This window comes from Streptomyces sp. ALB3 (assembly GCF_044385685.1).
Lineage (GTDB): Bacteria > Actinomycetota > Actinomycetes > Streptomycetales > Streptomycetaceae > Streptomyces.
On the sequence record NZ_JBISCE010000037.1, the window covers coordinates 368,847 to 380,897 of the forward strand.

The following is a 12,051-nucleotide window of genomic DNA, read 5'->3' on the forward strand; positions in this document are numbered from 1 at the left end:
GTCCATGCGCGCTGCCCGGCTGATCAAGATGGTGCTGCTCCTGCAGTCCCGGCCCTCCATGACCGCCGCCGAGCTGGCCGGGGAGCTGGAGGTGTCGGAGCGCACCGTGACGCGGGACGCCCAGGCACTCTCCGAGGCGGGGGTGCCGGTGTACGCCGAGCGCGGCCGGGCCGGCGGATACCGGCTCGTGGGCGGCTACCGGACACGGCTCACCGGGCTGGCCCGCCATGAGGCGGAGGCCCTCTTCCTGTCCGGGCTGCCCTCCGCCCTGCGCGAGATGGGGCTCGACGACGCCGCCTCCGCCGCCCGGCTGAAGGTCTCGGCCGCTCTGCTCCCCTCGCTCCGTGACGCCTCGGACTCCGCCGCCCGGCGCTTTCATCTGGACGCCCCCGGCTGGTACCACGATCCGGCCACCCCCGGACTGCTGCCCGCCCTGGCGGAGGCCGTCTGGGACGACCGGCTGGTCACGGCCCGCTACAGCCGCCGGCCGCCGGACGAGGTGGAGCGTGAGCTGGCCCCGTACGGGCTCGTCCTGAAGGCCGGGGTCTGGTACCTCTGCGCCCGGGCCGGCGACGACTTCCGGGTGTACCGGATCGACCGTTTCACGGCCGTAACCGTGTCGGGGACGCGTTTCGTCCGGGACGGGGGTTTCGACCTGCCGCGTTTCTGGGCGGAGCGGGCCGCGCAGTTCGCCCGGTCGATCCTGCGTACCGAGGTGACCCTGCGGCTGACGGAGGACGGTGCGCGGCGCCTTCCGCACGTCGTGGACCGGGCCGCCGTCGACGAGGCGATGGCGGGGGCCTCGGCGCCGGACGCCGAGGGCCGGCGCACGGTCGTCCTGCCGGTGGAGTCCGAGGAGGTGGCGTACAGCCAGTTGCTGTCCCTCGGAGCCGAGGTGGAGGTCCTTGCCCCCGCCACCCTGCGCGAACATCTTGCCGACACCGCCGAACGACTGCGCGACCTCTATCGCTGAAGTGGCCCGGAAGTGATGCCGAAGGCTTCATTTCGGTGTCTGGGCGTGCGTCGCCCGCCGTCGGGGCAGATGCTGGACCCGTGATGGACGAGACGGAGTTCTGGGAGATCATCGACAGTACCCGCGAGGCCGCCGGGGGCGACCCCGAGGACCACGCCGATCTGCTCGTCGACCGGCTGGTGCAGCTCGATCCCGACTCGGTGCTGGATTTCGCCAGGCACTTCGAGGCCCGCTACAACCGGGCCTACACCTGGGACCTGTGGGGCGCCGCGGCGGTCCTGCTCGGCGGTGCGGGCGACGACGCGTTCGACTACTTCCGCTGCTGGCTGATCGCACAGGGCCGGGAGGTCTTCGAGGGCGCGGTGCACGACCCGGACAGCCTGGCCGAGCTGCTGGACGACTTCGACGAGGAGGCCGACGGGGACGGCGAGGACGTCGGCTACGCAGCCGACGAGGCCTACGAGCAGCTCACGGGGGTGGTCACCCCCGACCTGGGACTGACGCCGCAGCCGACGCAGCCGGCGGGTACACCCTTCGGCCTCGACGACGACGCGGCGCTGGCGGAGCGTTACCCCGCGCTCTGGGAACGCTTCGGTCCGGTCTGAACCCCGTCCGGGGTGTCCGCCGGTCCGGGCGGGCGGTCCTCCGGGGCCCCGGCCGTCAGTGAACGGCCCATCAGGACGTCGTCGACGTACCGTCCTCCCAGGAAGAACTCCCCGGGGAGGACGCCCTCGACGGCGAACCCCTCCGCCTCGTAGAGCGTCCGCGCGGCGGTGTTGTGGCCGAGCACCCGCAGGGTGATGCGTCCGGCGCCCCGCCGCCGCGCCTCGGCGTACGCGGCGCGCAGCAACGCCCGTGCGACGCCGTGGCGCCGCGCCCAGCCGGCGACGGCGAGGCCCTGTATCTGACGGACATGGGCGTTGCATGCCAGCGGGGTGGGGCGGCCCAGGCGGAGGTAGCCGGCCGTGAGCACGTCGCCCGCGCCGGTGACGGCCTCGGCGACCAGGTAGTCGCCGGGCGGGTGCAGGTCGTCGAAGAAGGGCTCGTAGGGCGGCGTCGGTCTCGGCTGCACCGCGTGGAGGGTCGACCAGGTGGCCCGGTCGAGTTCCCCGAGAGCGGATTCGTCCTCGGGCCGGGCGGGACGGACGGGGCGGAGGGACCTGAACTGCGGCGCGGACATGCGCGCCACTGTGCCACGGCTTCACTTCCGGGGTCTCCACGCGTCCTTCTCCCGCGTGAGCGGGGGCACATGGGGCAGGATGGGCGTCATGCCGCATTCCCGCATCGCCGTCACCGGATCGACCGGACTCATCGGAGCGGCGCTCGTGCGTTCGCTGCGCGCCGACGGGCACGAGGTGGTGCGCATGGTGCGCCGCCCGGCCGCCGACGGCGACGAGGTGGAGTGGGACCCGAAGCGGCAGTACGTCGACGTCTCGGGTCTGGCCGGCTGCGACGCGGTCGTCCACCTCGCGGGCGCGGGGGTCGGGGACCACCGGTGGACCGAGGCGTACAAGCGGGAGATCCGCGAGAGCCGGGTGCTCGGCACGGCGGCCGTCGCGGAGGCGGTGGCCTCCCTGGACACCCCGCCGAAGGTGCTGCTGTCCGGGTCGGCCATCGGCTTCTACGGTGACACCGGCGACCGCGCGGTCGACGAGGGAGCGCCGCCCGGCGAGGGCTTCCTGCCGTCCGTGTGCGTGGAGTGGGAGGAGGCCACGGCGCCCGCCGAGGAGGCGGGTGTACGCACGGTCCACGCGCGGACCGGTCTGGTCGTCTCCCGGCGGGGCGGGGCCTGGGGCCGGCTCTTCCCGCTGTTCAAGGCGGGGCTCGGCGGGCGGATGGGGAGCGGCCGGCAGTACTGGAGCTTCATCGCCCTGCACGACCACATCGCGGCGCTGCGGCACGTCCTGGACACGGAGACGCTGTCCGGACCGGTCAATCTGACCGGCCCCTCCCCGGTCACCAACGGCCAGGTGACGGCCGCCATGGGGCGGGTGCTGCGGCGCCCCACCCTGTTCACCGCCCCGGCGCCCGCACTGAAGGCGGCCCTCGGGGAGTTCGCGGGGGACGTCCTGACCAGCCAGCGGGTGCTGCCCGGCCAACTTCTCGACTCGGGCTTCGCGTTCGCCTTCCCGGAGATCGAGGACGCCATCCGCGCCGCACTGCGCTGAACGACGGACCGGCCTGCCCTGGACCGCCGGACCGGCCGTCGTGCGACCCCGTGCACCGGTGCCCGGGGTGCGCGCGACTGCGCCTCTCTCGGCCATACACCTAGCGTCGACCCGAACTCGGGCATTCCGGGGGCCTGTCGGGGGCAGTAGCCCCCCACCAGTCGCACCGACTCGGGGAGGGGCACGTGCTCAGGGCACACACAGCAGACCACGCGGATGTGGTCATCATCGGGGCCGGGATCGCCGGCCTGTCGGCGGCACACGAGCTGATCAGCGCGGGGGTGGACGTCAGCGTGCTGGAGGCCGCCCCGCACGTGGGCGGCCGGATGGCCACCGACGACGTGGACGGGTTCCGGCTCGACCGTCTCGGGCCACTGCTCAGTTCCGCGTATCCGGAGCTCACCACCACCCCGGGGCTCACCGGGCTGGAGCTGCGGGACTTCGCCCCCGGCGTGCTCGTCCACAGCGGGGGGCGGCAGTACCGCGCCGGCGACGTACGGAGCGCGCGGGGCGCACTCCGTGCTGTGCGCTCCCGGTCGAGCGCCCCTCACGCGCCTCTGGGCGGGGCCATCGAACAGACCAGGCTCGGTGCCTGGCTGGCCCGTCTCGCCACCACCCCGGAGTCCCGGATCCTGGCCCGGCCCGACAGGACCGCGCTCGGGGCGCTGTCGGCACGCGGACTCCCACCCCGTCTGGTCGGCGGATTCCTCCGCCCCCTCCTCTCGGCGCTGCTCGGCGACCCCGGGCTCACCTCGTCGAGCCGCATGGCCGAGCTCACCCTCCGGGACTACGCGCGCGGCCGGCTCTGCGTGCCCTCGGGCGGGTCCGCGACGCTCCCCGGACTGCTGGCGGCCGCCCTGCCGCCCGGGACCGTGCGCACCGGGGTCCACGTCACGGCCGCCGACATCACCTCCGTACGCACCAAGGAGCACGGTGAGCTGGGCTGCCGGTCGCTCCTGCTGGCCACCGGCGCGGGCGCCGCCGCCGAACTGCTGCCGGGCCTGCGGGCGCCGGCCTTCCACCCGGTGACCGTGCTGCACCACACGGCCCGGGAGGCACCGGCGACCGGAGGCCGGCTGCTGCTGGACGCCGACCGCTCGGGGCCGGTCGCCCACACCGCCGTGATGAGCGAGGTCGATCCCACCCGTGCCCCGCGCGGCCGGGCGCTGATCACGTCCACGGTGCTCGGTCCCCCGCCGCCGGACCTGGACGGCGAGGTGCGCGCGCACCTCGCCGCGCTGTACGGGACGCCCACCGGCGACTGGGAGCTGCTGGCAGCGCGTCACGACCCCGAGGCCGTCCCCGCCATGCCACCGCCGCACGACCCGCACCGGCCGGTCCGGCTCCTGGCCGGGCTGTACGTGTGCGGCGACCACCGCGACACCAGCACGGTACAGGGGGCGCTGCGGTCGGGCAGGCGCGCCGCCTCGGCGATCCTCACCGACCTGGGGATACGTCCGGGACAGGCGGACGGGACGGAACTGCCGGCGGCGGCGTAGGCCTCCCGTCCGGACCGGGCGCCGGGCCGGCGGCCCGCCCCCGGTCCGGACGGGAGGCCCGGGGTCAGCCCAGCGCGGCGACCCGGTCGCGGTATCCCCGCACGGCGTGCGCGTCCCGGTACGGCTCCAGGCGGCGCTCGAAGTCCCGTACGTACTCCGTCGCGCGCACCGAACGCATCTCCGCCGCCTGCTGGGCCGCCTCGGCGCCCAGCAGGCACGCCTGGTCCAGCTCGCCGAGCCCGAGCCGCGCGGTGGCGAGCACCACCCGGCAGAAGAGCCTGCTCCGGGCGTACGCCGGTGCGCGCAGCTGGAGTGACCGCTCGGCGTGCTGGGCGGCGACGCGGTACTGCTGCAGATCGCGGTGGCAGTGGCCGAACTCGTCGGCGAGCTGGGCCTCGTCGAAGTAGCGGGCCCAGTGCGGCACGTCGTCCCCGGGGCGGGAGGTCCCGAGCGCGCGCTCCGCCCGTGCGAGCGCGGCGACGCAGGGCCTGGTCTCGCCGAGGACCCCGTGTCCGCGTGCCTCGACCGAGTGCAGGAGGGCCATGACGACGGGCGGCGCGGACGAGCCGATGCCCTGCTGGGCGACACGTGCGAGCTGGACGGCCTCCCTGCCGTGCCCGAGGTAGACCGCCTGCCTGCTCATCGTGATCAGGACGAAGGCGCCGTACGCCCGGTCCCCCGCGGCCTGGGCGAGCCGCAGGGCCTGGACGAAGTAGCGCTGGGCGAGGCCGTGGGCCGCGATGTCGTACGAGGTCCATCCGGCCAGCCGGGTCAGGTCGGCCGCCGCGGAGAACAGCCGGCGCCCCATCGCCTCGCCGTAGCTCCCCCGGAGCATGGGCTCGGCCTCGTGTTCCAGGTACCGGACGAGGGCCTGCCTGGCGTGGCCGCCGCCGTAGGCGTCGTCCAGCGTGCGGAAGAGCTCCCCCACCGAACGCAGGGCCGCGACGTCGCCGCTGCCGACCCGCTGGCCCGTGCCGCGGTCCGTCTGCCGCTGGCGCGGGACGCCGAGGGGCGGCGCCGCGGGAGAGGGCGGGCGGGCGGGGCCGGGACCACGGGCACCGCCTGCCCGGACGCCGGGGGCGCCCGCCGCGTGCGTCGTACCCGGCGCCTGAGGCGCGACCGCCCCGCCGGTCCGGTGCGGCCCGTGCGGGACCCGGGGTCCCTGGGCCTCGGCGGACGTACGCGGGGAAGGCAGTCCGGCGGTGCCGTGCACACGGTCGGGCGGCGCGCCCCGCCCGATCCATTCGTCGGGCCGGCCGATCAGCCAGTCCCTGCTGGGGACCACCAGTCCCGCGGGAGTGAACGCGATCTTGCGCAGCTCCGCGTGGCTGCCGGAGTCCTTGCGCCACAGCCCGCTGACGATGTCGACGGCCTCGGCCGGCGTGGCGGCGAACTCCAGACCGGCGTAGACGGGCGCACACGCGTCCAGGCCCAGGTCCTGAGCGGAGAGCCGGCGCCCGAGCCGCCTGGTGAAGACCTCGGCGATCAGCGCGGGAGTGGTGCCCCGGGGCTGCTGGCCACGCAGCCAGCGGGTCACCGAGGTCTTGTCGTATCGCAGGTCGAGCCCGTGTTCGAGGCCCAGCTGGTCCACCCGCCGGGCCAGGCCCGCATGGGAGAACCCTGCCTCCGCGATGAGGGCAGCGAGCCGCCTGTTCGGGGTGCGCTGCGGAGGTCGTTCCGACATCAGCTGTAAGGTCTCCTGCCTTCGGCGCCGGGCGGGCAGCCCTCACAGGCTCTCCCTCGATCGGGAGCGGGCGAGCCCGTCATGGAACGGCGCGAACTTAACCGCCCCGGCGGTGGCGTCGGCGACCTTCGCTCCACGTTCATCCGATCGTGTGAGGATTGGTGGAGTGATGACGGGAGCCCTCCCTCGCGCGACCTGCCGGATCCCGTGTTCCGGAGCGGTCGTACAGTGGCTCAGGGCGCACATCAGTGCATGGTGACGTGGCTCCGGGGACACCCCCCGGCCCTCCGGCACCGCGAGTAGGGAGGCACCCGAGTGAGTGAGCTGCGGTTCGTCCGTCTGGGGTTCGGTGAGGAACGCGTCGACTACCAGGAGGCCTGGCAGAAGCAGCGCGAGGTGCACGCCGCCCGGTTCGAGGACACCGTCCCCGACACCTGCCTGCTCCTCGAGCACCCTCCCGTCTACACGGCGGGGCGCCGCACCACGGAGAGCGAACGCCCGCTGGACGGCACCCCCGTCGTCGACGTCGACCGCGGCGGGAAGATCACCTGGCACGGCCCGGGCCAGCTCGTCGGCTACCCGATCCTGAAGCTGCCCCGTCCGGTGGACGTGGTCGCCCACGTCCGTCGTCTCGAGGACGCGCTGATCGCCACGGCCGCCGAGTTCGGAGTGGAGACCAGCCGGGTCGAGGGCCGCAGTGGTGTCTGGGTGCTGGGCGACCCGGTCGCGGACCGCCCCGCGCTCGGCGGACTCTCCCTCGACTTCGACCCCCGCCTGCACGACGAGGAGTTCGACCCCCGGCTGAACGGCCCCGAGTACGCGCCGTCCAACGCCGGCCAGCGCCGCGAGGACCGCAAGCTGGCCGCGATCGGCATCCGGGTCGCCAAGGGCGTGACCATGCACGGCTTCGCGTTGAACGTGAACCCGGACAACACCTGGTTCGACAGGATCGTGCCGTGCGGCATCCGGGACGCGGGCGTGACCTCGCTCTCCGCCGAACTGGGACGCGAGGTCACGATCGCCGAGGTCCTGCCGGTCGCGGAGAAGCACCTGAGGGACGTCCTGGAGAACGCGGAGCTCGCACCCCGCGTCGTCGGGGCCCCGGAACCCCCGAGGGCCGCCGCCCCCGCCTAGGCGCCCGGGCCCCGTCGGAATAGGGCCTGCCGGCCACAGGTTGGCCATACGTAAGACCGTTCTAACCACGGGCGTACCCTGGTGTTCGCCGAAGAATCCAATGCAGCGAAAGCAAAGGGGTGCCGGAGTGTCCGGTGTCGCACCCGACGGGCGCAAGATGCTGCGCCTGGAGGTCCGAAACAGCCAGACCCCCATCGAGCGCAAGCCCGAGTGGATCAAAACCCGGGCGAAGATGGGCCCCGAGTACACGAAGATGCAGGCGCTGGTGAAGGGCGAGGGCCTGCACACCGTGTGCCAGGAGGCCGGCTGTCCGAACATCTACGAGTGCTGGGAGGACCGCGAGGCCACGTTCCTCATCGGCGGTGACCAGTGCACCCGGCGCTGCGACTTCTGCCAGATCGACACGGGCAAGCCGCAGGCGCTGGACCGGGACGAGCCCCGCCGCGTGGGCGAGTCCGTCGTCACGATGGACCTGAACTACGCCACGATCACCGGCGTCGCCCGCGACGACCTGGACGACGGCGGGGCGTGGCTGTACGCGGAGACCGTGCGGCAGATCCACTCCCAGACCGCCGGCCGGGAGGGCGGCGCCACGAAGGTGGAGCTGCTCATCCCCGACTTCAACGCGGAGCCCGCGCAGCTCGCCGAGGTCTTCTCCTCGCGCCCCCAGGTGCTCGCGCACAACGTCGAGACCGTCCCGCGGATCTTCAAGCGCATCCGCCCCGGCTTCCGTTACGAGCGCTCCCTGGAGGTCATCACGCGGGCCCGGGAGGCCGGCCTGGTGACCAAGTCCAACCTGATCCTCGGCATGGGCGAGACCCGCGAGGAGGTCAGCGAGGCGCTCCGGGACCTGCACGACGCGGGTTGCGAGCTCATCACGATCACGCAGTACCTCCGCCCCTCCGCACGGCACCACCCCGTCGAGCGCTGGGTGAAGCCGCACGAGTTCGTGGAGCTGAAGGACGAGGCCGACGCGATCGGTTACTCCGGCGTCATGTCGGGGCCCCTGGTGCGTTCGTCGTACCGCGCGGGACGTCTCTTCCAGCAGGCGATGGAGCGGCGCGGCGCGACCGCCGGGGCCCCGTCCGCCTGAGGCGCCGTGTGAACCGGCGCACAAGGGACTACTGACAGTAATACCCGCGACGACGCGGCCCGTACGTCCCCCCGCAGGTGGGGGGCCCGTATGGGCCGCGTCGGCGTGCGCGGCGCCGAAATCAGAGGTTCATTGGTGTTTGACCGACCGGTCATGCACTGGTAACACCAAGCAGTGACCCTAGGTACATACGCGGTGGTTCCCGAGGCCTCCGTCGTCATTGCTTCCCGCTACCCAGTGCGCGCCGGGCGCGCGCATCCGCTCCGAGGGGGCACACCCGCCATGCACGCCGCACCGGTACGAGCCACGGCCATCCCGACCGTCACCACCGCGCTCCGCGCGGTCGAGTCGCTGCTGATGAGCAGCGGCCAGCGCACAGCCCGCCGCAACGCCTGGACGGCGGTCCTCGAGGACCGCCGCAGGGCGCAGGACCGGGTCGAGGTGGACCACGTGCTGAAGGCTGTGGCCGACCACCGTTCCTAGGGCACTCCCGGGCCACGTAAACTTCGCTACATGGCGAGGAAGGCAAACACCGAAGGCGCGGACAGCGCCGAGAACGCAGGGCGGCTCAAGCAGATCGCCCTGACCTACAAGATGACCAGGCGGTCGGACCCCAAGGTGGGTCTCGTCGTCGCTGGTGTGGGAATCATCACCTTCGGTGTCCTCCTCGCCGTCGGTTTCCTGATCGGTCACCCTGTCTACGCGGGCATCCTGGGCTTCGTCCTGGCGTTCCTCGCGATGGCGATCGTCTTCGGGCGGCGTGCCGAGCGCGCGGCCTTCGGGCAGATGGAGGGGCAGCCGGGGGCGGCAGCGGCCGTGCTGGACCGGGTGGGCCGCGGTTGGACCACGACACCGGCCGTCGCGATGAACCGCAGCCAGGACGTCGTCCACCGGGCGGTCGGCAAGGCGGGCATCGTGCTGGTGGCGGAGGGCAACCCGAACCGGGTGAAGAGCCTGCTGGCGGCGGAGAAGAAGCGGATGGCCCGCATCGTCATCGACGTACCGGTGCACGACATCATCGTCGGTGACGGTGAGGGCCAGGTGCCCCTGAAGAAGGTGCGCACCACGATGCTGAAGCTTCCGAGGGTCCTGACCGGCCCGCAGGTGACGGCGGCCAACGACCGGCTCCGGGCGATGGGCGACCTGATGAGCAACATGCCGCTGCCCAAGGGCCCGATGCCGAAGGGCATGCGGATGCCGCGCGGCGGAAAGATGCGCTGACCGGGCACCTGCCGGCCAAGCACGTACGAAGGGGGGCGGCCCCGGACGAGACACTCGTCCGGGGCCGCCCCCCTTCGTCTGCGTCCGGCCGGGCGACGGGCTCAGGTACGGACCTGGACGGCGCGGGCCAGCCGGTCGTGGAGGCCCCGGCTGTCGCGGTCCCACACGAGGGCGGGGATCACCAGCAGGAGGAGCACGCTCCGGACCACGACCCGCACGACGCCGAGCCGCCTGCCGTCGTCACCGATGACGCGCAGGCCGAGAAGGCGCTTGCCAGGGGTGGAACCGACGGTTCCGACCGTCAGCAGGCTCATCACGAGGAAGACGCCGAGCGCCCAGTTACCGGCCGCCTGCTGGTCACCGCGAGCGAGCAGTCCGTATGCGATCACCATGCACACGGCCCAGTCGACGAAGAGGGCCCCGAAGCGCCGGCCGAGCGGGGCCACGGACCCCGGGCCTTCCTGGGGCAGACCGAGGCGCTCGCCCCGGTGACCGAAGTCGGCGCCCATCTCCTCGGCCGCCGCGCGCGGCCCCGAGAGCCACGATCCGATTGCTTGCCTGTTGTCCACCCGTCCACGGTACTGCGCCCGTGTTTGCACCTTGCCGGGCGGGGCACCGGACACGTCGCTGAGGTGCCGCCCACCGGCGCCCTGGTTAACTTGTGCGAAACAAATGGGTCATGCTGGAGAAATCCCGTTTGCCTAAGGTCAGGTCCAGCGTGTGCCACCGCACTGGCCACACAGACGAGCTGCAACCCCGCCCTTTCCCGGGTCGGGAGTAGGAGGAGTTGGATGTTCCAGAACGCCGACGAAGTCCAGAAGTACATCGCCGACAACGACGTCAAGTTCGTCGACGTCCGGTTCTGCGACCTGCCGGGTGTGATGCAGCACTTCACGATCCCGGCGGCGTCCTTCGACCCGGCCGAGGAACTGGCTTTCGACGGCTCGTCGATCCGCGGCTTCCAGGCCATCCACGAGTCCGACATGGCGCTCCGTGCGGACCTCACGACGGCCCGTGTCGACCCGTTCCGCCGCGACAAGACCGTGAACATCAACTTCTTCATCCACGACCCGATCACCGGCGAGCAGTACAGCCGTGACCCGCGGAACGTGGCCAAGAAGGCCGAGGCGTACCTCGCCTCGACCGGCATCGCCGACACCGCGTACTTCGGCCCGGAGGCCGAGTTCTACGTCTTCGACAACGTCCGCTTCCAGACGTCGGCGAACGAGAGCTTCTACCACATCGACTCCGAGGCCGGCGCCTGGAACACCGGCGCCGTGGAGAACAACCGCGGGTACAAGGTCCGCTACAAGGGCGGCTACTTCCCGACCCCGCCGGTCGACCACTTCGCCGACCTGCGCGCCGAGATCTCCATGGAGCTGGACAAGAACGGCCTCCAGGTCGAGCGCCAGCACCACGAGGTCGGCACCGCCGGCCAGGCCGAGATCAACTACAAGTTCAACACGCTGCTCGCCGCGGCCGACGACCTGATGCTCTTCAAGTACATCGTGAAGAACGTCGCCTGGCGCAACGGCAAGACCGCGACCTTCATGCCGAAGCCGATCTTCGGTGACAACGGCTCGGGCATGCACGTCCACCAGTCCCTGTGGTCGGGCGGCTCCCCGCTCTTCTACGACGAGCAGGGCTACGCGGGCCTGTCGGACATGGCGCGCTACTACATCGGCGGCATCCTGAAGCACGCCCCGTCGCTGCTGGCCTTCACCAACCCGACGGTGAACTCCTACCACCGTCTGGTCCCCGGCTTCGAGGCCCCGGTCAACATGGTGTACTCGCAGCGCAACCGCTCCGCCGCGATGCGCATCCCGATCACGGGCTCCAACCCGAAGGCGAAGCGCGTCGAGTTCCGCGCCCCGGACCCGTCCTCGAACCCGTACCTGGCGTTCTCGGCCCTGCTGATGGCCGGCCTGGACGGCGTCAAGAACAAGATCGAGCCCCCGGAGCCGATCGACAAGGACCTCTACGAGCTGGCCCCCGAGGAGCACGCGGGCGTCCAGCAGGTCCCGACCTCGCTCCCGGCGGTCCTCGACGCGCTCGAGGCCGACCACGAGTACCTCCAGGCCGGCGGCGTCTTCACGCCCGACCTGATCGAGACGTGGATCGACTACAAGCGCACCAACGAGATCGCCCCGATCCAGCTGCGCCCGCACCCGCACGAGTTCGAGCTGTACTTCGACCTCTAGGCAGTCCGGGGAGCGTGACTCCCCCGCACGCCGAAGGGCCGCCGTATCCGCGGATACGGCGGCCCTTCGGCGTGCCAG

General features: G+C 72.4%; 12 protein-coding genes. 9 read left to right on the forward strand and 3 right to left on the reverse strand.

Going from position 1 to position 12,051, the window contains the following annotated elements; translation table 11 throughout:
- The first annotated feature begins 4 nt into the window (after positions 1 to 4).
- Positions 5 to 973: a helix-turn-helix transcriptional regulator gene (locus ACHFIV_RS23700; protein ID WP_398972475.1), complete on the forward strand. Its 969-nt coding sequence runs from the start codon at positions 5 to 7 to the stop codon at positions 971 to 973.
- Between the two features lie 83 nt (positions 974 to 1,056).
- Positions 1,057 to 1,578 (forward strand): DUF4240 domain-containing protein, encoded by a 522-nt coding sequence (locus ACHFIV_RS23705; RefSeq protein ID WP_398972574.1) that lies wholly within the window; start codon positions 1,057 to 1,059, stop codon positions 1,576 to 1,578.
- On the opposite strand, the gene ACHFIV_RS23710 is transcribed toward ACHFIV_RS23705, so the two are convergent.
- Entirely contained in the window at positions 1,542 to 2,153 is a 612-nt protein-coding gene (locus ACHFIV_RS23710; protein WP_398972478.1) for a GNAT family N-acetyltransferase, read from the reverse strand. The two genes, ACHFIV_RS23705 and ACHFIV_RS23710, sit on opposite strands and share 37 nt — an antisense overlap.
- Before the next feature lie 88 nt (positions 2,154 to 2,241).
- On the opposite strand from ACHFIV_RS23710, the gene ACHFIV_RS23715 reads away from it, so the two are divergent.
- Together ACHFIV_RS23715 and ACHFIV_RS23720 are read left to right on the forward strand one after the other, a co-directional pair.
- Positions 2,242 to 3,141 carry a TIGR01777 family oxidoreductase gene (locus ACHFIV_RS23715; protein ID WP_398972479.1) on the forward strand — a complete coding sequence of 300 codons (900 nt, stop codon included), beginning with the start codon at positions 2,242 to 2,244 and terminating at the stop codon, positions 3,139 to 3,141.
- Positions 3,142 to 3,326: 185 nt separating this feature from the next.
- Positions 3,327 to 4,640 carry an NAD(P)/FAD-dependent oxidoreductase gene (locus ACHFIV_RS23720; RefSeq protein ID WP_398972482.1) on the forward strand — a complete coding sequence of 438 codons (1,314 nt, stop codon included), beginning with the start codon at positions 3,327 to 3,329 and terminating at the stop codon, positions 4,638 to 4,640.
- 64 nt (positions 4,641 to 4,704) lie between these two features.
- On the opposite strand, the gene ACHFIV_RS23725 is transcribed toward ACHFIV_RS23720, so the two are convergent.
- A complete protein-coding gene (locus ACHFIV_RS23725; RefSeq protein ID WP_398972484.1) occupies positions 4,705 to 6,324 on the reverse strand; it encodes a regulator in 1,620 nt (539 codons plus the stop codon).
- A 315-nt stretch (positions 6,325 to 6,639) separates the two neighbouring features.
- Between ACHFIV_RS23725 and lipB the strand changes: the two genes are divergently transcribed.
- The 4 genes from lipB (at position 6,640) to ACHFIV_RS23745 (ending at position 9,772) form a co-directional block, all read left to right on the forward strand.
- Positions 6,640 to 7,458: a lipoyl(octanoyl) transferase LipB gene (gene lipB, locus ACHFIV_RS23730; RefSeq protein ID WP_398972487.1), complete on the forward strand. Its 819-nt coding sequence runs from the start codon at positions 6,640 to 6,642 to the stop codon at positions 7,456 to 7,458.
- A 127-nt stretch (positions 7,459 to 7,585) separates the two neighbouring features.
- A complete protein-coding gene (gene lipA / locus ACHFIV_RS23735; RefSeq protein WP_398972490.1) occupies positions 7,586 to 8,551 on the forward strand; it encodes a lipoyl synthase in 966 nt (321 codons plus the stop codon).
- A gap of 282 nt (positions 8,552 to 8,833) precedes the next feature.
- Positions 8,834 to 9,034 carry an SCO2195 family GlnR-regulated protein gene (locus tag ACHFIV_RS23740; protein ID WP_398972493.1) on the forward strand — a complete coding sequence of 67 codons (201 nt, stop codon included), beginning with the start codon at positions 8,834 to 8,836 and terminating at the stop codon, positions 9,032 to 9,034.
- Positions 9,035 to 9,064: 30 nt separating this feature from the next.
- A complete protein-coding gene (locus ACHFIV_RS23745; RefSeq protein ID WP_398972495.1) occupies positions 9,065 to 9,772 on the forward strand; it encodes a DUF4191 domain-containing protein in 708 nt (235 codons plus the stop codon).
- Between the two features lie 101 nt (positions 9,773 to 9,873).
- Here ACHFIV_RS23745 and ACHFIV_RS23750 read toward each other — a convergent pair whose 3' ends face one another.
- Positions 9,874 to 10,341, reverse strand: coding sequence for an RDD family protein (locus ACHFIV_RS23750; protein ID WP_398972498.1), 468 nt, complete (start codon positions 10,339 to 10,341; stop codon positions 9,874 to 9,876).
- Between the two features lie 222 nt (positions 10,342 to 10,563).
- On the opposite strand from ACHFIV_RS23750, the gene glnA reads away from it, so the two are divergent.
- The gene (glnA, locus tag ACHFIV_RS23755; RefSeq protein WP_398972501.1) at positions 10,564 to 11,973 is read left to right on the forward strand and encodes a type I glutamate--ammonia ligase; all 1,410 of its coding nucleotides are present in this window, start codon (positions 10,564 to 10,566) and stop codon (positions 11,971 to 11,973) included.
- The last annotated feature ends 78 nt before the right edge of the window (positions 11,974 to 12,051 follow it).